21 protein-coding genes are annotated in these 26,280 nt (G+C 58.6%); 12 read left to right on the forward strand and 9 right to left on the reverse strand.

Annotation, left to right across the window (positions count from 1 at the left end):
• Positions 1-88: 88 nt before the first annotated feature.
• Complete coding sequence (locus N7220_RS16645; RefSeq protein ID WP_308446559.1) at positions 89-811, reverse strand: phosphoribosyltransferase family protein; 723 nt, start codon at positions 809-811, stop codon at positions 89-91.
• 58 nt (positions 812-869) lie between these two features.
• Between N7220_RS16645 and bioB the strand changes: the two genes are divergently transcribed.
• Together bioB and N7220_RS16655 are read left to right on the forward strand one after the other, a co-directional pair.
• Positions 870-1,865, forward strand: a complete 996-nt coding sequence (gene bioB, locus N7220_RS16650) for a biotin synthase BioB (RefSeq protein WP_283148642.1) — start codon at positions 870-872, stop codon at positions 1,863-1,865.
• 179 nt (positions 1,866-2,044) lie between these two features.
• Complete coding sequence (locus N7220_RS16655; RefSeq protein WP_283148643.1) at positions 2,045-2,344, forward strand: DUF2325 domain-containing protein; 300 nt, start codon at positions 2,045-2,047, stop codon at positions 2,342-2,344.
• A gap of 182 nt (positions 2,345-2,526) precedes the next feature.
• On the opposite strand, the gene N7220_RS16660 is transcribed toward N7220_RS16655, so the two are convergent.
• A complete protein-coding gene (locus N7220_RS16660; RefSeq protein ID WP_283148644.1) occupies positions 2,527-3,183 on the reverse strand; it encodes a LysE family translocator in 657 nt (218 codons plus the stop codon).
• A gap of 263 nt (positions 3,184-3,446) precedes the next feature.
• On the opposite strand from N7220_RS16660, the gene N7220_RS16665 reads away from it, so the two are divergent.
• Positions 3,447-4,427 carry an aldo/keto reductase gene (locus N7220_RS16665; RefSeq protein WP_283148645.1) on the forward strand — a complete coding sequence of 327 codons (981 nt, stop codon included), beginning with the start codon at positions 3,447-3,449 and terminating at the stop codon, positions 4,425-4,427.
• A 144-nt stretch (positions 4,428-4,571) separates the two neighbouring features.
• Here N7220_RS16665 and N7220_RS16670 read toward each other — a convergent pair whose 3' ends face one another.
• A complete protein-coding gene (locus N7220_RS16670) occupies positions 4,572-5,807 on the reverse strand; it encodes an MFS transporter (protein WP_283148646.1) in 1,236 nt (411 codons plus the stop codon).
• Positions 5,808-5,908: 101 nt separating this feature from the next.
• Between N7220_RS16670 and N7220_RS16675 the strand changes: the two genes are divergently transcribed.
• Positions 5,909-6,796, forward strand: coding sequence for a LysR family transcriptional regulator (locus tag N7220_RS16675; RefSeq protein ID WP_283148647.1), 888 nt, complete (start codon positions 5,909-5,911; stop codon positions 6,794-6,796).
• 12 nt (positions 6,797-6,808) lie between these two features.
• On the opposite strand, the gene N7220_RS16680 is transcribed toward N7220_RS16675, so the two are convergent.
• The 6 genes from N7220_RS16680 to N7220_RS16705 all read right to left on the reverse strand — a co-directional run bounded on the left by N7220_RS16680 (position 6,809) and on the right by N7220_RS16705 (position 17,296).
• On the reverse strand, positions 6,809-8,014 hold the full coding sequence (locus N7220_RS16680; protein ID WP_283148648.1) for a hypothetical protein: 1,206 nt from the start codon (positions 8,012-8,014) through the stop codon (positions 6,809-6,811).
• 225 nt (positions 8,015-8,239) lie between these two features.
• On the reverse strand, positions 8,240-9,568 hold the full coding sequence (locus N7220_RS16685; protein ID WP_283148649.1) for a chitinase: 1,329 nt from the start codon (positions 9,566-9,568) through the stop codon (positions 8,240-8,242).
• Positions 9,569-10,123: 555 nt separating this feature from the next.
• Positions 10,124-11,761, reverse strand: coding sequence for a chitinase (locus tag N7220_RS16690; RefSeq protein WP_283148650.1), 1,638 nt, complete (start codon positions 11,759-11,761; stop codon positions 10,124-10,126).
• 242 nt (positions 11,762-12,003) lie between these two features.
• On the reverse strand, positions 12,004-13,059 hold the full coding sequence (locus N7220_RS16695) for an alkane 1-monooxygenase (protein WP_283148651.1): 1,056 nt from the start codon (positions 13,057-13,059) through the stop codon (positions 12,004-12,006).
• A gap of 212 nt (positions 13,060-13,271) precedes the next feature.
• Positions 13,272-14,162 (reverse strand): SMP-30/gluconolactonase/LRE family protein, encoded by an 891-nt coding sequence (locus tag N7220_RS16700; protein WP_283148652.1) that lies wholly within the window; start codon positions 14,160-14,162, stop codon positions 13,272-13,274.
• Between the two features lie 944 nt (positions 14,163-15,106).
• Positions 15,107-17,296: a YgiQ family radical SAM protein gene (locus N7220_RS16705; RefSeq protein WP_283148653.1), complete on the reverse strand. Its 2,190-nt coding sequence runs from the start codon at positions 17,294-17,296 to the stop codon at positions 15,107-15,109.
• 238 nt (positions 17,297-17,534) lie between these two features.
• On the opposite strand from N7220_RS16705, the gene N7220_RS16710 reads away from it, so the two are divergent.
• The 8 genes from N7220_RS16710 (at position 17,535) to N7220_RS16745 (ending at position 26,201) form a co-directional block, all read left to right on the forward strand.
• Positions 17,535-17,807 (forward strand): hypothetical protein, encoded by a 273-nt coding sequence (locus tag N7220_RS16710; RefSeq protein ID WP_283148654.1) that lies wholly within the window; start codon positions 17,535-17,537, stop codon positions 17,805-17,807.
• Positions 17,808-18,020: 213 nt separating this feature from the next.
• Entirely contained in the window at positions 18,021-19,034 is a 1,014-nt protein-coding gene (locus N7220_RS16715; RefSeq protein ID WP_283148655.1) for a putative 2-aminoethylphosphonate ABC transporter substrate-binding protein, read from the forward strand.
• 110 nt (positions 19,035-19,144) lie between these two features.
• Positions 19,145-19,714: a phosphonate degradation HD-domain oxygenase gene (locus tag N7220_RS16720; protein ID WP_283148656.1), complete on the forward strand. Its 570-nt coding sequence runs from the start codon at positions 19,145-19,147 to the stop codon at positions 19,712-19,714.
• A complete protein-coding gene (locus N7220_RS16725; protein ID WP_283148657.1) occupies positions 19,711-20,862 on the forward strand; it encodes a putative 2-aminoethylphosphonate ABC transporter ATP-binding protein in 1,152 nt (383 codons plus the stop codon). Before N7220_RS16720 ends, N7220_RS16725 begins: the two co-directional genes overlap by 4 nt.
• Complete coding sequence (locus tag N7220_RS16730; RefSeq protein ID WP_283148658.1) at positions 20,859-22,568, forward strand: putative 2-aminoethylphosphonate ABC transporter permease subunit; 1,710 nt, start codon at positions 20,859-20,861, stop codon at positions 22,566-22,568. Before N7220_RS16725 ends, N7220_RS16730 begins: the two co-directional genes overlap by 4 nt.
• Positions 22,569-22,648: 80 nt before the next feature.
• Positions 22,649-23,746, forward strand: coding sequence for a 2-aminoethylphosphonate--pyruvate transaminase (locus tag N7220_RS16735; RefSeq protein ID WP_283148659.1), 1,098 nt, complete (start codon positions 22,649-22,651; stop codon positions 23,744-23,746).
• 185 nt (positions 23,747-23,931) lie between these two features.
• A complete protein-coding gene (gene phnX / locus N7220_RS16740; RefSeq protein ID WP_283148660.1) occupies positions 23,932-24,759 on the forward strand; it encodes a phosphonoacetaldehyde hydrolase in 828 nt (275 codons plus the stop codon).
• Complete coding sequence (locus tag N7220_RS16745) at positions 24,756-26,201, forward strand: FAD-dependent oxidoreductase (protein WP_283148661.1); 1,446 nt, start codon at positions 24,756-24,758, stop codon at positions 26,199-26,201. The genes phnX and N7220_RS16745 overlap by 4 nt, the downstream gene beginning before the upstream one ends.
• Positions 26,202-26,280 lie beyond the last annotated feature (79 nt).

Consider the following 26,280-nt stretch of genomic DNA (forward strand, 5'->3'; position numbering starts at 1 on the left):
GAACACAAGAAGAAGGCGTCGGCGACCTGTCGACGTCTGAGAAGCGCAGCCACAAGCTGCGCTTTTTTTTCCCGTCATTTGCCGCTGTTCAGAGGGTTCGTGCCAGTACCCAGGCATCCACCTGGCGAGCGCCCGCCCGCAGCAAGGTACGCGCGGCCACATGCAAAGTCGCGCCACTGGTCATTACGTCGTCGACCAGCACGATATGCAAGCCACGCGCATTGGGTGAAGCCTGAAACGCGCGGCGCATATTGCGGGCGCGAGCGGCAACGTCCAGTTGCGTCTGGTGGCTGGTGTCGCGAATACGCTGGAGTAGATCGGGCTGCACCGGGACACCCAGCTCGCGCTGCCAGACTTGAGCTATCTCCATACTTTGGTTGAAGCCCCGTTCACGCAAGCGGCTGGCATGTAAAGGCATCGGCACCAGGCAATCGGGTCGCGAGCCGATCCGGTAGTGCGATGCGCTGATCTGCGCAAGTAGCGCGAACAACGACCAGCGCTCACCAAATTTGCCTGCAGGCACCAGTTGCGCCACATGTGTTTGGTACGCGAATGCAGCCAGCGTGTGGGTAAATGCGGGAGGGTTATGATGACATTCTGCGCAAATCTGCGCGTTATTTGAAGGCATGGCGCAGCGCGGGCACAAGGCGATATCCAGCCATGGCAGCGCCAGTTGGCACGCATCGCAAATACCCTGCCTCCCATCGCCCCCGCACAAAACGCATTGGGCAGGTGGCAATAAACCGTGCCTGAAAAGGCTTAACCATTGGTTGTGTAGTTTGTTCAGAAAATTATTCTTATAAATTGACAATTAAGGATGCCTCCGCTGAAAATGCCTCATCGACATTTTCTCCATGCTAGGTAAAGCCATGAATAACCCTTCTGCGCTGGCACAACCGGTCACCTTCAAACGGCTTGATCCACATCCAGCAAGCAACACCTGGGATGTAGCGGCGGTACAAGCACTGTTCGATTTGCCTTTTAACGACCTCTTGTTCCGCGCGCAGCAAGTGCATCGCGAGCACTTTGATGCGAACCGCGTGCAACTCTCCACGCTGCTATCGGTAAAGACCGGCGGCTGTAGCGAGGACTGTGGTTACTGTCCGCAAGCCGCGCGCTATCACACGGGTGTGGATAACGAAGCGTTGATGAGCGCCGATGAAGTCATCGACGTCGCCCGCGTTGCGCGTGAAAACGGCGCCAGCCGCTTCTGTATGGGCGCAGCATGGCGCGGTCCCAAACAGCGTGATCTGGATGAAGTGAAGAAGATGATCGCGGGTGTGAAAGCACTGGGGCTTGAAACCTGTGCCACGCTGGGCATGCTCAAGGAAGGGCAGGCCGAACAACTGCGTGATAGCGGTCTGGATTACTACAACCACAATCTGGATACCGCGCCGGAGAAATACGGCGATATCGTAAGCACCCGCCAGTATGACGACCGTCTGGACACGCTGGGCAAAGTGCGTAAAGCCGGTATTCATGTATGTACGGGCGGCATTGTCGGCATGGGCGAAACCCGCGAAGATCGCGCCGGGTTGGTGGCGCAACTGGCCAATCTGGACCCGCAGCCAGAGTCGGTACCGATCAACAATCTGGTGCAAGTTGAAGGCACTCCGCTGCACGGCACAGACCCGATCGACTGGACCGAGTTTGTCCGTACCATTGCCGTGGCCCGTATCACGCTCCCAAAGAGCTACGTGCGGTTGTCCGCAGGCCGTCAGGCCATGCCCGAAGCCATGCAGGCGCTGTGTTTCATGGCGGGTGCCAATTCGATTTTCTACGGCGACAAGCTGCTGACCACTGGTAATCCAGACGTTACCCGCGATCGCCAGTTGTTTGAGAAGCTGGATATCAAGCCGCTGTGATGTGAAATCAACGGCGAGAGTAAACACAGGGCAAGCGTGGCTTGCCCCTTTTTTTATTCTTATTTGTTATAAAATTGTAGTTTAATATTCTTTATTGTTTGTTTGTGACCAGTGCTAGTCTGCCTCTACAGCCTGCAAATGCTCCGGTGGGAGCATGCAGAAAAACAGGGGATGGCTGCATGAATGCTTATCTGATCGGCGCCGACCGGCTCGGCAATATTCCGCAGTTACTGGAAAGCTACGGCATCCAGATTTCCGGTCATCTCACCGGACGCGACGCTTCGCATCAGCGCAAGCCCACCAGCACGCGTGGCGCCGATCTGATCATTCTGTTTACCGATTTCATGGGCCACAATGTGATGCGCAACTATCGGCAATTGGCCACCCAGAACAATATCCGCTTCGTGGCCTGCCGCCGTTCGGTGTGCGATTTGCGCCAATCGCTGGAGCCGATGGGATTACAGCGGCAAGCGGCTTGAGCCTCGGTCAGCCGCTAACCGTGTAGCCCGGATGGAGCATAGCGAGAATCCGGGGAGAGGTATTTGGTACGGCAAATGTTGACCGCTTGTGGATGCAGTGTTGCCCCGGATTCTCGCTGCGCTTCATTCGGGCTACAGAAATTGTTTGTCAGATACCCGTCGGCGTTAAGGCGTAACACCCTTCACAGCAACGTCCGGTAGCCATTCACAATCACTGTCACCGCAAAATACGCAAACAGTGCGGCGGAAAACGCGTTGCAATACTGCGCCAGCTTGTGGCCGATCAGATGGCGGCCTTTGCCCGCAAGTACGGCCAGAAACGCCGACCAGGCCAGCCCGCCCGCAAAGAATCCACCCAGAAATACCGCGTTCATCACTGCAGACCCATCGGTCGATTGCGCAATCACCGCGCCTCCCACCGCCGCAAACCACAGCAATGAGGTCGGCGACGCCATCGCCATACCAAGACCACGCAAGAACTCCACCTTGGGCGACCAGGCCATGGCTTCGGCACTGGTATCGTAATCGGGTTGTTCTTGTCGTTTGCGCGATTCCGCCCATGCCGCTGCGGCCATTTTCCACGACAACCACAGCAACAGCACGCCGCCACCCAGCCATAGCACCCAGCGCACGGCGGTGAACTGGAACAGGATGGCGAGGCCGAATAATGAAAGGATGGCGTAGAAAATATCGCCAAAACAGGAACCGAGGCCGACCATGAAAGCGGGGCGTACCCCGGCGCGAATGCCGGTATTGATTAACGCCGTGTTAACGATGCCGATGTCCAGACATAGTGAAATGGACAGCAGAAAACCTTTGATCAGCACGGCGAGCATCATGGGGAGCAGCACATCTGGGTTGAGCGGGGAGGCAGCACTATAACCCGGGACTCGTTCTCATTTGAAGAAGAACCGCAGGCCCGGCACAGTAAATGCGGCCCGGCGCCACACAAAGCGACATCGCCAAAGCGATGGTGATTTTAAATGACCACTGCGCGCAGACTATGCATGTCTGGTAGCTGGATTGTGTATTTGCGCTGGACCAGTCGGTCGCTACACTAAGGGCCGATTCTGCGACTCATGCATCCAACAAGGAGAACACATTGCAAACGCGTAAATTTGGTAAAACCGGCTGGTCGGTCTCGGAAATCGGCTTTGGTGCATGGGCAATCGGGGGCAGCTGGGGCGACGTGTCTGATCGCGATGCCGAAGCCGCGCTGAATGCCGCGCTGGATGAGGGCGTCACGTTCCTGGATACCGCTGACGTGTACGGTGACGGGCGCTCGGAGCGGCTGATTGCGCGGGTACTCAAGTCACGCGGGCGCGACGGCATTGTGGTGGCGACCAAAGCCGGTCGCAAAGTGAACCCGCATGTGTCGGCGGGTTACACCCCGGCGGTGCTTGAACATTACATTGATGACTCGCTGCGCAATCTGGAGGTTGATGCGCTGGATGTACTGCAACTGCATTGTCCGCCGACCGAGGTGTTTTATCGCCCGGAGATTTTCGAGGCGCTGGACAAGATGGTCGCCAAAGGCAAGCTCAAATCTTATGGCGTGTCGGTAGAGAAGGTAGAAGAAGCGCTCAAGGCGCTGGAATACCCGATCTCCAGCGTGCAGATCATTTTCAACATGTTCCGCCAACGGCCGATCGAGCACTTCTTTGCCCGCGCCAAAGCCCAGGATGTGGCGATCATCGCCCGCGTACCGCTGGCCAGTGGTTTGCTTACCGGAAAGCTCAACGCCAGCAGCACATTTGCGGCGGAAGATCACCGCCAGTTCAATCGCCACGGCGAAGCATTTGATGTGGGCGAGACGTTCTCCGGCGTGCCATTTGAAGTGGGTTTGCAAGCGGTGGAAGCTTTGAAGGCGGTCGCTGGCAGTGTGCCACTGGCCCAACTGGCGTTGCGCTGGATTCTGATGTTTGATGCGATCACCGTGGCGATTCCTGGCGCGAAGAATCAGGCTCAGGCAGCAGGTAATGCCGCGGCAGCCAATCTGCCGCCGTTATCGGACGAACAAATGGCCGCTGTGCGCAAAATCTACGACACGTATATCAAGCCGCATGTGCATCAGCGCTGGTGAACCTTGAATAGACGTTGTGAACAACGAATCTATCCCACGATGCAATGTTATGAGCAACAAACGTAGCCCGGATGAAGCGCAGCGAGAATCCGGGCTACAAAGTTCGCAGGGCGGATTTGCGCCGCACTCCACCCTAAGGTGATATTACGAGGTCACCGCCAGCGACTTGGCCGGCAAACCCCGCAAGCGCAGTGCCACGCCCAGGCTGGCCAGCACAATCACCACCAGCGCTCCGCATACCCCAGTCCATTTATCGTGCGCCCAGAACAAACCGGTGATCGACCCCACCAGGCTAGAGCCCAGGTAATAGCAGCACAGATAAAGCGATGCTGCCAAGGCCTTGGATGATCCGGCACGGCGTCCTACCCAGCTACTGGCGACGGTATGGCCGCCAAAAAAGGCAAATGTCACCATGGCGATGCCCGCGATCACCATGGGTAACCAGTCGGACATGGTCAGCAACAGCCCGGCCAGCATCAATATCTTCATGCCCCACAGCACGTGACGGCGACCAATGCGGTCGGCCAGTTTGCCAGACCACGCCGAGGCAAACGTGCCCACGATATACAGCGTAAAGATCATGCCGATGGTGCTGTCACGCAGGTTGAACGGCGCGGCTTCCAGCCGGAAGCCAATGTAGTTGTACATGCTGACAAAACAGCCCATCAGCAAGAAGCCCACGGCAAACAGCCACGGCTGACCAGCATCGCTGAACTGACTACGCACCGCATCCCACAACGCTTTACGGCCAGACGGGCTGATTGGCAGTTCGCGCGAAACAAAATGGCGCGATGCCGGCAAAAAACGCCAGAACACGAACGCCGCAATCATGCCCACGCCACCCACAAACCCCGCTGCGGCTCGCCAGGTAAAGAAGTCGGCAACCAGCGAGCTTGCCAACCGCCCACTCATGCCGCCCAGTGCGGTACCGGCGATGTACAGACCCATGGAAGCGCCCAGCGAGAGTGGGTCAATTTCTTCCGCCAGATAGGCCATAGCTACCGCCGGCAACCCGGCCAGCACCACACCGGATAACACCCGGAATACCAGCAGCGTGCCAAAGCCGGGCACTATCGCGCTGAGCATGGTGAGCACGGCGGCTACCGACATCGCCGTACACATCACCGGCTTGCGACCGAAGCGATCCGAGATAAAGCTGGCTGGTATTAATGCCAGTGCCATGCCACCGGTTGAAATCGACAAAGCAACGCTACTGGCGGCCGGGCTGAGCCCGAATACGCGAGAGAAAAGCGGTAACAATGGCTGCACCCAATACAGCAACCAGAATGTCGAAAAACCACCTAAAAACAAAGCGATATTGGTACGGCGGTAGGCCGGGGTACCGGCCTTGATCAGCGGGGATGAAGCTGCGGATTGCATGGGGTTGCCTGATGGGGCGATGACTATGGCGCGATCATAGGATTGGCCTTACTGTCAGTCCAATATATATTTATTGGTGTTTTGATCTGTTTGAGATATCAATGGAACTGAGACATCTGCGTTATTTCGTGACCGTGGCCGAAGAACTGCATTTCACCAGGGCAGCCGAGAAGCTGCATATCGGTCAGCCGCCATTGAGTCAGCAGATTCAGGCACTGGAGGCCGAACTGGGTGTTGACCTGTTCACCCGCACTCGGCGCAAAGTGGCATTAACGCCTGCTGGGGAGCGCTTTTTGCTGCGGGCGCGAGCCATTTTGCAAGACACCGCCGATGCCGCCGCCGACGCACGTCGGGCCGCACGAGGGGAAGTCGGGCAGCTCACCATTGGCTTCACCCCTTCATTGCCATTTACCAGTTTTCTGCCGCGGCTCATTTACCGCTTTCGCCAGCGTTACCCGGACGTCACGCTCACGCTGCGCGAAATGATGACCGTGCAGCAAATCCGCGCCGTGGCGGAAGGGGGGCTGGATATCGGCATGGTGCGCTCGGGTGATGTCGAAGTGCCCGATACCGTGGCGCTACGCCACTTGCTGGATGACCCCATGCTGGTCGCGTTGCGCGACGATCACCCGCTGGCGGGGCAAAGCTCGATTTCCCTGGCGCAACTGCGTACCGAACCGTTTGTGATGTACCCGGAATCCGCTGGCACCGGCATTTATCGCCACATTGCCCGCCTGTGCCACGACGTCGGGTTTACGCCCAACGTGGTCCAGGAGGCGAGCGAGGGCACTACGCTGATCGGGCTGGTCGCCGCGGGGCTAGGGGTGAGTATTTTGCCCGCGCCGCTTTCGTGCATCCGGGTGGAAGGCGTGCAGTATTTGCCATTGGCCGATGCCGGTGCGGTTACGACCACATCGCTGGCAACGCGGGTCGACGATGCATCACCACTGGTGGCGCACTTTGTCGCGCTGCTCGATAGCGTTAACTGATGTAGCTGTTTCTCAGCTGGCGCTACCGCCCGCTGATACTGAAACCGCTACAGCGCCCACGGATGGCCCTGACCCGGCACTGGCCAGAGCATCTTTGATTGAGGCCTCGGCGCTTTGCAGGTCTTTGTTTTTGGTCTGATGCAGATGCATTTTGACCAGTGAAATCAAGTCTTGCAGGCTACGCGCTACCGCCTGCACCAGCGCAGCGTCGGCGGCGCTCATATTGCCGCTGCTGCCTTTGCCGGGAATCTTGAAATTGATACTGGCACCGTTACCGGACTTGACCGCGTTGCTGGCGCTAGCCGCAGCTTTTTCGGCGGCGGCCACGGCGGCCTGGTCGCTGCTGCTGGTTTTATCCGGATCTTTGCTTTTATCTGTGTCAGTCGGCTTGGCGCCAGTGCCTGTCGCCGCAGCGTTGTCCGTGGCGGCTGCAGATGACGAAGAGGTAGAAGCATCGGCGGCAGTTGCTGCCGCACTGTCTGCCGTGGCCGAGCTCGGCGCAGCGTTCGCATCAGCAGTAGGGTCTGGCGCGGAGCCTGGGTTTGCTTCACTGCTGGCATCGGCGCTGGCGCGACTTGAGCCCTGATCTGATGATTGATCACCAGCGCCGCTGGTCCCCTTACCACCTGAGCCATCGGCCGTAGCGCTGGGCGTGGCTGCATTGGCAGGCGCATTGACCTCACTACTGGCGCTACTCGCATTACTGCTCGATGTGGCCACAGGCGCCGGGGAGGGCGTTGGCGTGGTGCTGCCGTCGCTGCCACCCAGTTCGGCTGCGGCAGACTTCAGCTGTGCAGCGAGCATTTTCAGTACGCTGGCCATGGCTTTGGCCGCACGAGGATTGAGTGCAATGGCCATTCTTTTCATGGCATCTATTTGCGCTTTCAAGCGATTCAGCCGGGCTCGGGCCGCGTTTTTACGCTGATTGGTCGCGCTGGGCAGGCTGCTGAGCTTTTGCAGCCATGACGGCTGCGGTGCAGCTGATTGGCTTGACGTGGGCGCGTGATACGTCAGCGCCTGGCGCAGCGAAGTCACATCAATGGTTACTCGTGTCGACGATGGCTCATTGTTTTTCTCGTCCTGCTGCTGCTGGGCCAGCGCATTCGCGTCATCCTCTTTCTGCGCGGCATTCAGCGAATTGGCGAGCGCGATATTGCTGGCGTCCGGGCCGCCCAGCGCGGTGCGCGCAGCAGCCACAAGAGAACTGAGATTGGTCATGATGACGTGGGTGCGATTGGTTTTTATGTCTCATGTATCGGCATGTATCAAAAAAACTTAAATGTGCTGAAAGCATAAGACCCGTTACGCATCCTTTTTTCTCTCCCTCAGCCGCCGTGACCGGGCTGTCAGGCGAGGCAAAAAAAAGCACCCCGAACCAGGTTCGGAGTGCTTGGGAGGCAACCACTGCAAAAGCCCTGCCGCATGGGCGGCGGGGCTGGCTGATTACGGCAGCGCTTTCAGATGTGGCGCTACGGTATTGGCGAAGTTGTTGTTATTGCTGGCGTCCCAGTTGGTCGACCAATCCATCACTGCACGCAGACCCGGATATTTGGCCACCGGAATATATGTGCCGCAATGCGTACCTTGGGTCAGGCAATCCACCGCGTTGTTAACGATGGATGGATCAACATATCCACTGCTTGCGCCCGACGCCGAAGCAGGCAGGCCCAGACCAACCTGGCCCGGTTGCAGGTATTGCAGAACCGTATCGGCCTGCGCGGTGATGAAGTCCACCGTACCCTGGTTGTAGTTCTTGCCGTCGCGGCCTGGCATGGAGCCCGAGTTGTAGTACTGGGTGTTGACCATGGTGATGATGCTGCCCAGATCACGCGCTACCTGCAGATACAAGCCCGCACCTGGAATACCCGCCAGCATGTCGATGGTTTGCGGCGCCATGGTGATGATCAGGTTGCTGCCCACCTTGTTATGCAATTGCGTGAGGGCGCTTTCCAGATTTGCCACGTTGATGCCGTTTTCCAGATCGATATCGATCCCGTCAAAGCCGTATTGCTGGATCAGCGAATACGCCGTGTTCACAAAGTTGGTCACCGCAGTGGTATTACCCAAGGTGATGCTGCCGTTCTGGCCACCAATGGAGAGCACCACAAAACGACCTTGACTGTGCAGCGTCTGGATATCTGCAGCAAATTGCGCGTTGGTATAGCCACCGGTGACCGCTTTGGCCAGACCCGGATCGATATCAAACGAGATGCCGCCATCATTGGCTGTGTCTGCATTGGCAAAAGCCACTTCGATCACGTTGTAGGCTGTTGGGACTTGCGCCAGGGTCTGCACTGCGGCGCCATTGTCAAAGTTCTGCCAGTAACCGACCAGCACGTGCTTGGGCAAGCTGCCCGACGGGGTAGGCGCAGGCGTTGGCGTGGGTGTCGGAGCCGGTGTTGGCGTTGGAGTAGGTGTCGGCGCTGGGGTCGGCGTGGGTGTTGGGGCCGGAGTAGGCGTCGGAGTCGGCGCGGGCGTTGGGGTTGGTGTCGGAGCAGGTGTCGGGGTAGGCGTTGGCGTTGGAGTGCCACCCGTACACGCACCGTTGGAGGTCCACGGCTGACCTGTTCCGGTCACGCCATTGTTGGTGTCCGGCTCCTGGTTCTGGGTCCACCAGTTTGCGGTGTAGTTCACGCCGTTGAAGCTGGCAGTGTTACCGCCCACATACGCGGTGGCGGCATTCCAGGCTGGCGAACAAGCCGCAGAAAATGCAAATGAGCTGACGAACAGGGCAGGCAGGACAGCAAAAGCCATCCGTTTGATGTGCAACATGAAAATCTCCATCCTTAGTTGGTTTTGACTATCAACGCGGACGCTTGCTGCGTCTCTGACTCACATGGCTTTTCCTGTCCTGGGGACTGCGCCATGCGGTTGACATTGTCTTAATGCCGCTCAATATGGGCGCGCATTAACGCTATTAACCGGGAGCATTTGTCACGGCGTCAATCGGCGCAAAAGAGCCAATACAAGCGGGAAACATGAGGGTAAACAGACCACTCCTGTCGGACCTCACTTGATGACAACACATGAAAGGCCGGAAGGCCCGCATGGCAGAACGCCTTGAGGGCGACAACGCAGAATTGGGCCAGGGCGATGATGCTTGAGCTGATAGGACCACTGCCCTGGTTGACACCGAATATCACCTTATGAGTGGCAGAAAAATCCATCCCGCCATTCACAAATACGCAACGCGCCGGTCAGCGGGCGGGGTTGGCTGAGTGGCCGGCGCAAACAAAAACACCCCGAACCAGGTTCGGGGTGTTTCATGGCTACATGACTTGCGAGTCGATCTGCCGGGCCATGTTCCGGCCCAGCAAACCCGATCGCTTACGGCAGTGTTTTCAGGTGCGCCGCAACGCTGTTGCTGAAGTTATTGCCGTTGCTGGCGTCCCAGTTGGTCGACCAATCCATTACGCCACGCAGACCCGGATATTTGGCCACCGGAATATACGAGCCGCAATGCGTGCCTTGGGTCAGGCAATCCACCGCATTGTTGACCACGGATGGATCAACATAACCACTGCCTGCACCCGAAGCCGAGGCAGGCAGGCCCAGACCAACCTGGCCCGGTTGCAGGTATTGCAGCACCGTATCGGCCTGCGCGGTAATGAAGTCCACCGTACCCTGGTTGTAGTTCTTGCCGTCTCGACCTGGCATCGAACCCGAATTGTAATACTGGGTGTTGACCATGGTGATGATGCTGCCCAGGTCACGCGCCACTTGCAGATACAGACCCGCCCCCGGAATCCCCGCCAGCATGTCGATGGTTTGCGGTGCCATGGTAATGACCAGGTTCGGCCCGACCTTCGCACTCAACTGCCGCAACGCGCTTTCCATATTGGCGACGTTGATGCCGTTTTCCAGATCGATATCGATGCCGTCAAAGCCATATTGCTGGATCAGCGAGTACGTGCTGTTCACAAAATTGGTCACAGCGGTGGCGTTACCCAAGGTAATGCTGCCGTTCTGACCGCCAACGGACAGCACCACAAAGCGGCCCTGGCCGTGCAGCGTCTGGATATCCGCTTTGAATTGCGCATCCGTATAGCCACCTGCCACGGCTTTAGCCAGACCCGGATCAATATCAAAGGTAATGCCGCCATCGTTTGCGGTATCGGCGTTGGCAAAAGCCACTTCGATCACGTTGTACGTGCTTGGCACCTGGGCCAGCGTTTGTACAGCGGCGCCGTTATCGAAGTTCTGCCAGTAGCCCACCAGCACGTGCTTGGGCAGGCTGCCCGACGGGGTTGGTGCAGGAGTTGGTGTCGGTGTTGGCGTAGGCGTCGGAGTCGGAGTCGGCGTCGGCGTCGGCGTCGGCGTCGGCGTCGGCGTAGGTGTCGGAGTTGGAGTTGGAGTCGGAGTCGGAGTCGGAGTCGGAGTCGGTGTTGGCGTTGGGGTAGGTGTCGGAACGCCGCCCGAGCAATTGCCAACAACAGTCCATGGCTGGCCGCTGCCGCTGGCGCCGGAACTGGTCGACGGATTGTTACCTTGAGTCCACCAGTTGGCCTTGTAGTTCACGCCGTTATAGCTGACCGTCGCGCCACCGTTATAGGCGGTGGTCGATACCCAGGCGGTATAGCAGCCGCCCGATGGGGTTGGCGCGGGCGTTGGGGCCGGAGTCGGGGTAGGTGTCGGCGCCGGGGTTGGCGTTGGAGTAGGTGCTGGTGTCGGTGTCGGCGTTGGCGCTGGGGTAGGAGTCGGCGTTGGGGTGCCGCCGGTGTCTGTGCCCAGGTCTTTCCACAGGCTTGGTGTGGCCGCCGGGTTCCAGTTGGCGCCTACATAATCGGTCTGAGTGACCAGCGCCTGATAATCATGACCGCTGTAATAAACAATGGTGCCGGCGGTGTAAGTGCCACCGTCAGTCCATGTCGGGTATGCGGCAAAGGCGGAGAGTGCGGCAAAAGCGGCTGGCATTGCGGCGAGCGCAAGCTTCCCGCGTCCGCTGGCGAACAAGCGTGACTTCATGTCTTCATCCTCTATCTGGTTTTGATGTTTCTGCTTTTTATCGTGCGTGCGCCGGGAGCGCCCGCTGGTACGGATCATAGTGCAAGCATGAGGCCAGACCAATGTGCCGGAAATGGCCTTTTTGTCAGCTAATCAAGGGTTTATGCGGGTTGGCAGGCGCGTGGCGTAATCAGTTGAACGACTAGCGGCGAGATCGGGCGGACTAGCGTTCATGTTTGCCATGTTTACTTATGTATCTGCGCTTAGGTGGCGGCCAGACCTCGTTCGGTGGCCAGATTTTGGTAATGGCGATCCAGGCGTGGATGCATTACGCGATACCAAAGCGGCGGGCACAGCGCAAGCATGATCATGGTGGGATAACTGGCGGGCAACATGGGAGATTCCGCCTGATCGCCCAGCGCAGAGAACGGCACCAGCGGGCGCATGTGATGATCCGCATGCCGTTGCAGTTCAAACAGCAGCCAGTTGCTGACCAGATGATTGGTGCTCCAGCTATGCGCGGCGGTGGTTCTCTCAAAGTGGCCATCGGCAAAGCGATGTCGCACCAAGCCGTAGTGCTCGATGTAATCCACTACTTCCAGTAATGAGAAACCAATAACCGCCTGCACCACATACACCAGCAAGCCAGTGTTACCGGCTACCAGCCAGGCCAACAGCGCTAGCGTCAGCGTGCCAGCAATGTTTTGCCAGACCTCGTTCTTCCAGTGCCAGCCGGGCAACTGCAGTTTCATCAGGCGGCCCGCTTCCTGGGTCCAGGCGCCGCGCAATGTGCCGGTTACGGCCTGCCACCAGAACGCATAGTAGGGCTGGTTACGTCGCGCGGTCGCCGGGTCATAGGGCGTGGCAACCCACACATGGTGACCCCGATTATGCTCAACGCGAAAATGTCCGTATGCCGATACCCACAGCAAAATGCGCGATAAGGTGCGCAACCAGACCGAGCGACGGTGCCCCAGTTCATGCGCAGCCACAATGCCTACGCCTGCGGTCACCCCCAGTGAAAGGGTATTGCCGACCCATTCCAGATGGCTCCAGTGCGCGGACTGCATCACGCCAAAGGCCAGCGTGAACAGGCACAGCGGCACGTAGCCTTGCAGAATCCAGTCGGCGACCTGATTACCTGCGCGATTGGGCAAGCGCGGGGCGCGACCGATTGCCAGATCGGCCAATGGCACCAGCACGAACGCAAACAGCGGCAGCACAAAGCTGCCAATACCGCCGGTTTGCATACCCAACAAGGTCAGAAGAGGGAAGAGCCACGCCATTAAATAGACACAGGCGCGGGGACGAACAAGCATGAGCGCTCCGAAAAAATATTGCCGTTTTGCAAAACGATAACGGCTCCGGGCGCGCTTTACGGTGTAAGACAGCCGAACGGATAAAATGGGCGATGTCCGGCGCGGCGATCATTTGTATCGCCGTTTGTCGTCAGATGAAGTGTCCAGATTATTGAACGACCGTTTGGTTTTTCAGGATATTTTCAAATGGCATTGGCAGCCTGGCTAGCTGCTCAGACCGGGCCCAGCCAGCGGTTTTCTGGCAACCCGCGCACATCATCAAAGGTGATTTCAAAGACCGCTCCGGCCAGTGGTTGCTGCGCCAGCGCTTCGTCACTTAAACCATTGCGGGCGCTGGTCACATACAAGGTCTCCAGCGCGGCTCCGCCAAACGTGACGCAAGTGGGTTGCGCAACCGGCATATCGATAATGCGATCCACACTGCCGTCAGGCCGGTACCGCACCACGCGCTGGCCCGCCCACTGGGCATTCCAAAGACAACCTTCGGCATCCACCGTAGAGCCGTCCGGCTCAATGATGGTGTCACCCAGATCGACAAATACGCGGTGATTACTCACGGCGCCACTGGCCGAGTCGTAATCGCTTTGCATGATCTTGTGCTGCAGCGAATCGCACCAGTACATGATCTTGCCGTCCGGGCGGAAGCAAATACTGTTGGAAATGGCGATATTGGGTAGATCCAGCCGGGTCAGCACGCCACGCGTATCAAAGCGATAAAAACTGGCCACCGCATCCGGGCTGCCTTCATGCATGGTGCCAAAAATGAAATTGCCGGCACGGTCGCAACGGCCATCATTGGTGCGGGTCTTGGGCAGGCTGGTTTCCACGCTAACCAGCCGGGTGTACTCATCCCGCGCATGGTTGAACAGCACCAGGCCGGTTTCCAGCGCCAATAACAGGATGTCCTGGTGCTGCGTCAGCGCAAAACAACCCAGTCGCTGCGGCAAACTCCAGCGCTTATGCGCGCCAGTACCGGGCTTGAGCCGCCACAACTCTTTGGCATGGATATTGGTCCACCACAGAAACCCAGTCTGCTCGTCACGGATGATGCCTTCAGCAAGGTTGTATTGGCCATCAGACAGGCAGCGGACGGTGGTGCTCATATGCGGTTCCTGGGGCGGGCGATGAATGGGTGGAGGGTTAATTTACGCGAGGTTTGTGAAGGGGGGGATCAGGTGAAGACCTGTGGGATGGTTTTTTTGAGGATGGGGCGGGCGTAACCGGCCGTGTTGCGGTGCTTGGGGTTTTGGAAGCTTGGTTGTTAGTGCCTTGCGGCACGATGTGAAGGGCGTTTGATACCCGGGGGTGCCCGGGAGCACGACACCTTTCTTTGCGTCGCCAAAGAAAGGTGTCCCAAAGTCCCGCAGAGCGGGATAGCAAAAGGCGACCCGGGTGCAAGCACCTGACGGGGCCCGAAGTCAAAAGCCGAAGCACACCATCTGTTTGTCAGAAGGGTCTGCGCGCATCCTGCGTTCCCTCGGTCGGCCGGAGCCTAAGGTCTCCGGCTCTCGGTCGGCGTGTTTAACCGCTTTGTTTGCCGGTTTTAAAAAGCAATGGCGCTGGGCGAGTCCGGGCGGCGATATCGTTGATGGCGGATGCTCGCAGTCCCTGCGGGCAAACCACAACAATGCGCTACGCCGACAGAGAGTCGGAGACCCAGGCTCCGACCGACCGAGGGAACGGCGGAGCCGCGCAGAGACGCCAAGCAGACAGTCTGTTCGTTTCGGCTTTTGACTTTGGGTCCCGTTTGCGCTTGCGCTGTCGGGTCGCCTTTTCTTTGGTTTCTTTCTTTTGGCGACGCAAAAGAAAGAAACGTGCTCCCGGGCACCCCCGGGTATCTAACGCCTTTAAAAACCCGTGCCGAAGGCACTAACAAACACAACAAGGTCACCGCGCACGGGTGACGTAGCCCGGATGAAGCGACGCGGGAATCCGGGGAAACAACGCGTCAACGAGCAACGTACGCTGGACTTGTCCCCGGCGTTCCCGGATTGCTGCGCGAATCCGCGCTACATTCCATTTGAATCTCCGCTACGCCGACATGACATTACCGCGCCCGCGCTTTCCCTTTTACCGTCCGCTTCCCTTTCCCCTGCCCTGGACCAACAATCTTCTTGGGTGTAGCCGATGCTGCTGGCCGGCGTTGCACTGGTTGCTGCAAGTTACGCGGTGGCGCCACGGCGCGCTCGCCGGGTTGCTGCGCCGGGATCAGATGCTTGGGGCTGTTGCCGATCAACTCAGCGCGGCCCATCTGAATCAGTGCTTCACGCAAAATCGGCCAGTTTTCCGGATCGTGATAACGCAGGAAAGCCTTGTGTACCTTGCGCTGTTGCGCGTCGCGGATCACCTCGACCTTCTCTGAACTACGCGCCAGTTTCTTCAACGGATTGCGGCGGGTATGCCACATGGTGGTGGCGAGCGCCATTGGCGTTGGGGTGAAGGCCTGGACCTGGTCTGGCTTGACGTTATTGGCTTTGAGCCACAGCGCCAGATTCAGCATGTCTTCGTTGGTGGTACCGGGGTGCGCGGCGATGAAGTACGGGATCAGATACTGCTTTTTGCCTGCCTGTGCCGAGTACTTGTCGAACAGCGTTTTGAATTTCTCAAACGTGCCGATGCCCGGCTTCATCATCTTCGACAACGTGCCTTCTTCGGTGTGCTCCGGCGCAATCTTCAGATAGCCGCTCACATGGTGAGTTACCAGCTCTTTGATGTATTCCGGGTTCTCCACGGCCAGGTCGTAACGCAAACCAGAGCCGATGGTGATCTTTTTCACGCCCGGAATCGCCCGCGCTTTGCGATAAAGCTGGATCAGCGGGGCGTGATCGGTGTTCAGGTTTTCGCAAATGCCTGGGTACACGCAGGACAAGCGGCGACAGGATTGCTCGATCTTCGGGTCTTTACAGGCCAGCCGGTACATATTGGCGGTCGGGCCGCCCAAGTCGCTGATATGGCCGGTAAAGCCCTTGGTTTTATCGCGGATTTCCACGATCTCATTCAGGATCGACTCTTCCGAACGGCTCTGGATAATGCGGCCTTCATGCTCGGTGATCGAACAGAAAGTACAGCCGCCAAAACAGCCGCGCATGATGTTGATGGAGAAGCGGATCATCTCCCACGCGGGAATGCGCTCGCCTTCATACGACGGATGCGGATTGCGTGCGTAATGCAGGTCGTAGACGTAATCCATTTCCGGCGTGGTCAGCGGAATAGGCGGCGGGTTGAGCCACACATCGCGTTCGCCGTGCGCTTGCACCATGGCGCGCGCGTTGCCGGGGTTGGATTCCAGATGCAGCGTGCGGCTGGCGTGGGCGTACAGCACCGGGTCATAAGCGACCGCTTCGAAAGCTGGAATGCGCACCACGGTTTTCTGGCGTTCTGCTTGCTTGGCGGCCAGACGCTCTGCCTTGCTGACAATACGAATCGGCTGCGCAGCTTCGGGCGGCTTGGGTGCAGCGGCGGATTTCTCCGGCTCCATCGCGTACGGGTCCGGATGCGGATCAACGCGACCGGGTAAATCAACGGTGGATGAATCCAGCACTGACCAATCTTCAGCAGGCATCCAGCCGGAGCGCGTCATGAATGCCGTGCCACGCACATTGCGGATTTGCGCGAGGCGTTCACCGGCATTGGCGCGGTGGCTCACTTCAACCAGTGCGCGTTCGGCGTTGCCGAACAGCAGAATGTCGGCCTTGGCGTAAACCAGTGCGGACTGCCGAACCTTGTCGCTCCAGTAATCGTATTGCGCAATGCGGCGCAGGCTACCTTCGATGCCGCCGGCCATGATATCCACGCCGGGATACGCTTCGCGGCAGCGTTGGCAGTAAATGGTCAGCGCGCGATCCGGGCGTTTGCCGGATTTGCCGCCCGCGGTGTACGCGTCGTCCGAGCGTGGTTTGCGATCAGCCGTGTAGCGGTTGATCATCGAATCCATATTTCCCGCTGTCACGCCAAAGTACAGCCGCGGCTTGCCCAGCGTCTTGAAGGCGTCGGCAGAGTGCCAGTCTGGCTGGCTGATGATGCCGACCCGGAACCCTTGCGCTTCCAGCAACCGCCCGATCAACGCCATGCCAAAACTGGGGTGATCGATATATGCGTCGCCCGTAATCAGGATGATGTCGCACTCGTCCCAGCCGAGCGCGTTCATTTCCGCACGACTCATCGGCAGGAATGGTGCGGGTTTGCGGGGTACGGTGCCGGCTGGCAGCGTAAAAATCGGGGTAGGGGACGAGGTCATTCGAGTCATTACTTTGGGCAATCTGCTATTTTCGCAGAAATGCGCCCGGCCAATACGAAAAAATGTTGTTTTTCATTGTGATAGCAGCCAGAAGGCGCACGGCCGAGCGTGAGACAGCTACCGCCCGGCTGTGAGGCGGTGCGTCTTTTGTTGTGCGATGCAGCATAAAAACTAGAATAGTCAGGTGCACCACGACACGGCAGGTCGGCAAAAGTGCTGATCGGCAAGGAGGAACCGCATGAGCATGGCCGGCGCTGAACAATCAGTCTCAGTCTGTAATGCAGATAATGCAGAGCATGATTCTGCCAATGGCGGAAATTGGGCGGCGCTGGCGTGGCGTTGCCGTCACTTGCCAGTTGACGAGGCCGTGTTGGCATTTATAGACCCGCGCTGTGTTGCTGCCACCGACGCCACGCCCTTGCTGTTTGCCGCATCGGTAAATGCTTTTATCCTGGATGCCGGGCGCACTCTGGTCGCCCACGGGTTGGCAGCACGCAATCGGATGGACTGATACCGCTGTTATTACCCTGATACATCTTCGTTAGCGGGCGTCCCAAACGTCTAACGTCATCGCAAATTCGTCTAGACGTCACAACCTTGTAACACAGCCAGCCCAGAATCCGCAGCGTCTGATCTACAGACCCATCCATTGGAGCTGCCGATAAAAACGACTGTGTCGGCAGTTCTTGCGAAACCCAACAAGGATTCAACAAGGATTCTGGAAATGAAAACCCTGCCTCGCGTGCTTGCCGGCCTGATCGCCCTGTGCGGTGCTGCCGCTTATGCCGACACCACACTGACCGTCTACACCGCGCTCGAAGCCGACCAGGTCAAGGCGTATCAAGACAAGTTCGAACAAGAAAACCCAGGTGTACACATCAAATGGGTGCGCGACTCCACCGGTGTGATTACCGCCAAACTACTGGCTGAAAAGAACAATCCACAAGCCGACGTGGTGATGGGCGTTGCTGCTTCTTCGCTGCTGATCCTGGATAAAGAAGGCATGTTGCAGCCGTACGCGCCTAAAGGCGTGGACAAGCTGACCAAGTCATATGTGGATAGCAAGAACCCGCCAGCATGGGCCGGTATGGACGTGTGGGGCGCCACCATCTGTTTCAATACCGTTGAAGCCGCCAAGCAAGGTCTGAAGAAGCCGGAAAGCTGGAAAGACCTGTTGAAGCCGGAATACAAAGGCAAGATCGTCATGCCGAACCCGGCATCCAGCGGTACGGGCTACTTTGATGTTTCTGCCTGGCTGAAGATGTTTGGCGAGAAGGGCGGCTGGGAATACATGGATGGTCTGCATCAGAACATCGCCCAGTACGAACATTCCGGCTCCAAGCCTTGCAAGCAGGCTGCCACCGGCGAATACCCGATCGGCATCTCGTTTGAATACCGCGCTGCCAGCCTGAAGAAGGGCGGCGCGCCGATTGATCTGGTGTTCCCGAAAGAAGGCCTGGGCTGGGATCTGGAAGCCACCGGCATCATGAAGGGCACCAAGAACCTGGACGCTGCCAAGAAGCTGGCTGACTGGTCCGCATCGCGCTCGGCCAACGAACTGTTCGAGAAGAACTTTGCCGTGGTCGCCATGCCCGGCGTCGCCAAGCCGATCGAGTTCATTCCTGGCAACTACGAACAAATGCTGATCAAGCAAGACCTGGGTTGGGCCGCATCCAATCGTGATCGCATTCTGGCCGAATGGACCAAGCGTTACGACAGCAAGTCTGAACCGAAGTAATTGTGTGTGAGGGGCGAAGCGTGAGGTGCGAAACCTGGCGCCTCGCCCCATTTGCTGCGCACGTCTGTCTTCCCCTGGCTTTTCATGCCTTGCTCACGGCTACCCACACCATGCAATTCACCATCGACGATCTGTCCTGGCTGTATGAACAACACGGTCGCGCCCAATATGGCGGCGAGGCGGTGTCACAACTGGATCACGCGCTGCAAAGTGCCCATTTTGCCGATCAGGACGGCGCGCCCGAGTCGCTGGTGATCGCCGCTTTGCTGCATGACTTCGGCCATCTGGTGGCCGAGCAAAAAGACGATGACCTTGCCAACGGTATTGATGACCGCCACGAAGCCGTGGGCGTCGCCGCGCTCAAGCCGCTGTTTGATGAAACCGTGCTGGCGCCGATTGCGCTGCATGTCGCCGCCAAGCGTTATCTCTGTGCAACATCACCCGAATATCTTTACACCTTGTCGCAAGCCTCGCGGCAATCCTTGCTGTTGCAAGGCGGCGTGATGAGTGACGAGGAAATCACCCGCTTTGAGGCCAACCCTTACCTTGAAGCCGCTATCGCATTGCGTCGCTACGATGATCTGGCCAAAGTGCCCGACTTGGTGACGCAACCTCTTTCGCATTATCTGGATCGCGCGCGCCTGTTGGTGCGTGCGCGGGCAGCGCAGGAAACACCATGAATCGCGCTATGGTTATTGAACCGGCAGAACTGGCACCACACGCGTCCCTTTCTTCCACCGACCAGCCCGATGCTTTGCGCCTGACGGGTTTGCATAAACAATTTGGCAGCTTTATTGCGCTGGCAGATATCAATCTGACTGTGCGTAAAGGGGAGTTCGTTTGCCTGCTGGGTCCTTCGGGCTGCGGCAAAACGACCTTGCTGCGCATGATTGCCGGGCTGGAAAACGCCAATGCTGGCCAGATTGACATGCTGGGTGTGGATGTCACCCGCCAGCCTGCTGCCAAGCGCAATTACGGCATTGTGTTCCAGTCGTACGCGCTGTTCCCCAATCTCAATGTGGCCGAAAACATCGCCTACGGTCTCAAAGGTCGTCGCCAGGACAAACAAAGCCGCGTGAGCGAATTGCTGACGCTGATTGGCCTGACCGGTATTGAGAGCAAATATCCCGGCCAGCTTTCTGGTGGTCAGCAACAGCGCGTAGCCTTGGCGCGCGCGCTGGCAACATCGCCCGGTTTGCTGCTGCTGGATGAGCCATTGTCTGCACTGGATGCACGCGTGCGCGAGCATCTGCGCCGCGAAATTCGCAGCTTGCAACAACGCCTGGGCATTACCACCATCATGGTCACGCACGATCAGGAAGAAGCACTGACCATGGCTGATCGCATTGTGGTGATGAACCAGGGTCATATCGAGCAAATCGGCACGCCCGACGAAATCTACGCCATGCCGCAAAGCCGGTTTGTGGCGGAGTTTGTCGGTCGGGCCAACTGGCTTGGTGGCAAGGTAGACGGACATGGCGTGGTGCGCGTGGGCGACACGCAACTGGCTGTACCGCATTTGCCGCCATTGCCACTTGGTCGTGAAATAGAACTGTTTGTGCGACCGGAAGCCGTCGCCCTGCACGCACGTTGGCAGGGTGGCCAGAATATGGTGCTGGCGCATATGGTCGGTGTGGAATCGCTCGGCGGCTTTTGCCGGGTCAGCCTGGTGGTGCCGGCCATGGGCAATCTGGCCATGATCGCCGATGTGAGCCGTACCGAACTGGCCACGCTGAATCTGCAATCGGGCCAGATGGTGCCAGTGACACTACCGCAAGCCGGTTTGAGATTTTTCCTCGACGAAGTGAATGCTGGAGTGGTGGCATGAGTGCGTCGTTGAATCCGCTTGTGGCGCTGCGCCCGCGACCGTTGTTGCAGGCGAAGAGCGATCGTTTTGCTGGCGCACTGGCGTGGTTGTCATGCCTCTTTTTGCTGGTATTTCTGGCGCTGCCGCTAATCGCCATTCTGGGTAAAGCCGGACAGGACAAATCGGGTCAGTATGTCGGACTAGCCAACTTTGCCGGTCTGTTCGATGCGCGTTTTGGCTATCTGTTGCACAACAGCGTGGGCGTCTCGCTGGCGACAACCGCCATCGTCATTCCGCTGGCTTACTGCTTTGCTGCGGCGATGATGCGCACCTGCATGCCTGCCAAACCGATGTTTCGCATGCTGGCGCTGATCCCGCTACTGGCACCATCCTTGCTGCCGGGCATCTCGTTGATTTATCTGTTTGGCAATCAAGGCGTATTGAAAGCCTGGCTGGGCGATGGCTCCATTTATGGGCCGTGGGGCATTGTCTTGGGCGAAGTGTTTTATACCTTTCCGCATGCCCTGATGATCTTGCTGACCGCTTTGTCGTTGGCGGACGCTCGCCTGTATGAGGCGGCAACGTCGCGAGGCGCTGGCAAAGTGCGCCAGTTCTTTACCGTAACGCTGCCCTCGGTGCGATATGGTCTTATCTCCGCGGCGATGCTGGTGTTTACGCTGGTGATCACCGACTTTGGCGTGCCCAAGATCGTCGGCGGCAAGTTCGACGTGCTGGCGGTAGAAATCTACAAGCAGGTGATCGGCCAGCAGAATTTCGGCATGGGCTCGGTCTACGGCCTGGTGCTGTTGTTCCCCGCAGTGCTGTCGTGGCTGGTCGACCGCTTTGTGCAGAAAAAACAGAAAGCGTTGCTGACTGCCCGGGCGCAGCCACTGCAACCGCAACGACGTGCCATCACCGATATCGTCGCCACGCTGTTTTGCGTGTTGGTGAGCGTGTGGCTGGTAGTCATGTTGGGCACCTCGGTCGCCGCTGCTTTCATCAAGCAATGGCCATACAACATGGCGCCGACGCTGGCGCATTTTGACTTCGACAATATGGATGGCGGCGGCTGGCTGGCTTATCGCAATAGTCTGAAGCTGGCGCTGGGTGTGGCTTTGCTGGGCGGCGTGGCGGTATTTACCGGCGCGTATTGGGTGGAGAAAATTCGCACCGCGCCCGTGGCCCGCAACGTAACCGGTTTTCTGGCCGTGTTGCCCATGGCCGTGCCTGGCATGGTGCTGGGTCTGGGTTACATCTTTTTCTTCAACGCCCCCGGCAATCCGCTCAACGTGCTGTACGGCAGCATGGTGCTGCTGGTGGTGTGCACGGTGGTGCATTACTACAGCACCGCGCATCTCACTGCCATTACCGCGCTTAAACAACTGGACGGCGAATTCGAACACGTCTCGGCGTCACTCAAAGTGCCGTTCTGGACCACGTTGCGCCGGGTGACATTACCCATCTGCCTGCCCGCCGTACTGGAAATTGCCCGCTACTTTTTTGTCTCGGCGATGACCACCGTGTCTGCCGTCATCTTCTTGTATACGCCCGACACGGTGTTGTCTTCGGTGGCGGTGCTGAACATGGATGACGCTGGCGATACCGCCGCCGCCGCTGCCATGGCGACACTCATCGTCGCGACCTCTGCGGCCGTTTGCCTGGTATTCGGCCTGCTTTCCTGGTCGGCCCTGCGCCGGACCCAAAGGTGGCGTGGTCATCGTGATTAGCCTGCATAGGGTGTGCATTTCGTGCGCACCATTACTCACATTTTCCTTAATTCATCTAGACGTTCAGGAGACCTGACGATATGCGTGAACCCATCCTCCTTACGCCGGGCCCGTTGACCACGAGCCTTAAAACCAAAACCGCCATGCTCACCGATTGGGGTTCGTGGGACCGGTCGTTTAACGACCTGACTGCCAGCGTGTGTGCCGATCTGCTCGACATCGCATATGCCGCAGAAGATCACGTGTGTGTGCCATTGCAAGGTTCGGGCACCTTTGCCGTAGAGGCTGCCATTGGCACCTTGCTGCCGCGCCACGGCAAATTGCTGGTGCTGGTGAATGGCGCCTACGGCAAACGCATGGCACGCGCTGTCGAAGTCATGGGGCGGCAGGTCGCCATTCTTGAATCGGCCGAAGACCAGCCGAGTGACCCACAAGCGTTGGCGGCCCGGCTGGCGCAAGACCCGACTATCACCCACGTCGGCGTCATTCATTGCGAAACCAGCACCGGCATTCTCAACCCGCTGGCCGAACTGGCCCGCGTGACTGCACGACTGGGTCGCAAACTGATTATCGACAGCATGTCTGGTTTTGGCGCGTTGCCCATCGACGCGCGCGAGGTCGAGTTTGATGCGCTGATCGCTTCGGCCAATAAATGTCTAGAAGGCGTGCCCGGCATGGGGTTTGTCATCGCCCGCAAATCAGCGCTGGTCGAAAGCCGTGGCAACAGCCATTCGCTGTCGATGGATCTACACGACCAATACGTTTACATGCAAAAAACCGGTCAATGGCGCTTCACTCCGCCCACGCACGTGCTGGCCGCGCTGCGTGCTGCGCTAGACCAATATCTGGAAGAGGGCGGCCAACCGGCCCGGCTGGCGCGTTACACCGCCAATCACAACATGCTGGTTGAAGGCCTGCGCCGACTGGAATTGCGGCCCTTCCTCAACCCGGAAATCCAGGCACCGATCATTGTCACCTTCCATGCGCCGGATCATCCGGAATACCACTTCCAGTCGCTGTACGAAGCGGTGCGCGAAAAGGGGTTTGTGCTGTACCCGGGCAAATTGACGCAAGTGGAGACTTTCCGTGTTGGCTGCATTGGCGCCATCAACGAGGCCGAAATCGGCCAGGCGGTTGCAGCGATTGGTGAAGGGCTGCATCAATTGGGCTGGTTGTAAGCCTGTCGCCCAAAGGCCGCTCGTAGCCAGCATGAAGCCACAGGCGGGAATCCGGGAGCGCAAGGCGTAATGCGCCAGCGACTGCGGCAGTGACCACGGTGATTTCGCCGCTTCCCGCTGTGCGCCATCCGGGCTAAGCCGCGTGAACGGCCAGATCAACACATACCAAACAAGGATTTACCGCAATGACTACTGAGCAATCCATCCAGCAATACGTTGAAGCCGTGATCTTTGACTGGGCTGGCACCATTGTTGATTTCGGTTCTTTCGCGCCCACGCAAGTGCTGGTTGAGGCGCTGGCCGGTTTTAATATTCCGATCACGCTGGCAGAAGCTCGCGGGCCAATGGGCGTGGGCAAATGGCAGCATATCCAGGCGCTTGGCCGCGATCCGAAAATCGCCGGTCGCTGGTTTGAGCGTTTTGGCCGTGAAGTGTGCGATGCCGATGTCGATGCCATTTACCAGGCTTTCATGCCGCTGCAACTGGCGCGCGTCGGCCATTATTCCCAACCCATTGCGGGTGCGCTGGAACTGGTTGGGCAACTGCGCGAGCACAGTATCAAGGTCGGTTCATGCTCGGGCTATCCACGCCAGGTGATGGACGCTTTGTTGCCTATCGCGGCGCAGCGCGGCTACACGCCCGACTGCGCCATCGCCGCCGATGACTTGGCTGCTGGTGGCCGTCCCGGCCCATGGATGGCGTTGCAGTGCGTGATTGATCTGGCGGTGAATAACGTTGCAGCCTGCGTGAAAGTGGACGATACCGTGCCTGGCATTGTGGAAGGTTTGCGCGCCGGGATGTGGACGGTGGGGTTGTCGGCCAGTGGCAATGAAGTCGGTTTGACCGATGCCGAGTGGCAAGCGCTGTCGGACTCAGAAAAGGCGACCCGCAAAGCGCCAGCGGTTGCCAAATTGCAGGCCAGTGGCGCGCATTACGTGATCGATACCGTGGCCGATTTGTGGCCAGTATTGCAAGACATTGCTGCTCGCCGTGCGCGGGGAGAGCGCCCGTGACGGCTGCGGCACACCCATCGGTAGCGCAACTTTCAACCTCTGGACAAGCTACGCATTTACCGTTCTGGCTGGCTCAGGCACTCGCCCAGGAGCCCGCACAGCCGCGGCCATTGCAAGGCGAAACCACCGCTGATGTCTGTATCGTGGGCGGTGGTTTTACCGGGCTGTGGACGGCTATCCAGCTCAAGCAAGCCAGGCCGGACCTGGATGTGGTGATCGTCGAGAAAGACTTGTGCGGTTCCGGAGCGTCGGGTCGTAACGGTGGGTGCCTGCTGACCTGGTCCACGCGGTTTTTTACGCTGTTGCGACTGTTTGGCGAAACGGAAGCTTGTCGCCTGGTAAAAGCCTCTGAAGACGCGGTTTATCAGATCGCCAATTTCTGCCGCGAGCATGCCATTGAGGCACAAGTACGGGTGGATGGTACGCTGTACACCGCGACCAATGAGGCGCAAAAGGGGGCGATGCAGCCGGTGATGGCAGCCTTGGCGGCGCGCGGCATTTCTTCGTGGGCACCGTGGGGCCGTGATGAAGTCCAGCGCCACGCCGGTTCCGCCTTGCACGAAGAGGGTTGTTTTTCACCTGCAGCGGGCAGTGTGCAGCCAGGCTTGCTGGTACGTGGTTTGGCCCGCGTGGCGCGGCAAATGGGCGTGCGTATTTATGAAAATACGCCCATGAGCAAACTGGTTGAAAGCGAGCAACTCCAAGTACTCACCACGCAAGGACGTGTCGCTGCCGGGCAAGTGGTGCTGGCGATGAATGCGTGGATGGCTACTTCATTCAGCCAGTTCTCGCGCAGCATTGCGGTGGTGTCCAGCGATATGATCATTACCGAACCGCGCCAGTGCCTGCTGGAACATACCGGGCTGGAGCACGGCACGGCGGTGATGGATTCACGCACCTTTGTCTATTACTACCGCAGCACGCCGGATGGCCGGATCATGCTGGGCAAGGGCGGCAATACGTTTGCCTATGGCGGGCAGATGCTGCCGTCGTTTGATCAGCCCAGCGCTTATGAAGGCCAGTTGCAAGAAGCGTTAAGGGCGTTTTTTCCGGCATGGCGCGACGTGCCTTTGGCGGCATCGTGGAATGGCGCTTCTGATCGCTCGGTAACCGGGCTGCCCTTTTTCGGCCGCCTCAACAATCATCCTCGTATCTTCTACGGCTTTGGTTATTCGGGGAACGGCGTCGGGCCGAGTTATATGGGCGGCCAAATCTTGTCATCGCTGGTACTCGGGCTGGACAACGACTGGACGCGCAGCGGCCTGGTTGGCGGGCCATTGGGCCATTTCCCACCTGAACCGGTGCGTTGGCTAGGCTCGCTGATGGTGCGCAATGCCATTCGCCGCAAAGAACTGGCCCAGGACCTCGGCTTGCGTCCACGGCGGCTGGATAACTGGCTGGCAGGGTTTGCCGGGGCGGCAGGGAAGACGGATAAGTGCTGAGTCTTTGCCTCTCGAACAACCGCCAGTTCGTCATTCCCGACTTGGGCGGCCCCCTTGGCGGGAATCCGGTGGGGCCGCC

The sequence above is a fragment of the Silvimonas soli genome, from assembly GCF_030035605.1.
Classification (GTDB): Bacteria; Pseudomonadota; Gammaproteobacteria; order Burkholderiales; family Chitinibacteraceae; genus Silvimonas; species Silvimonas soli.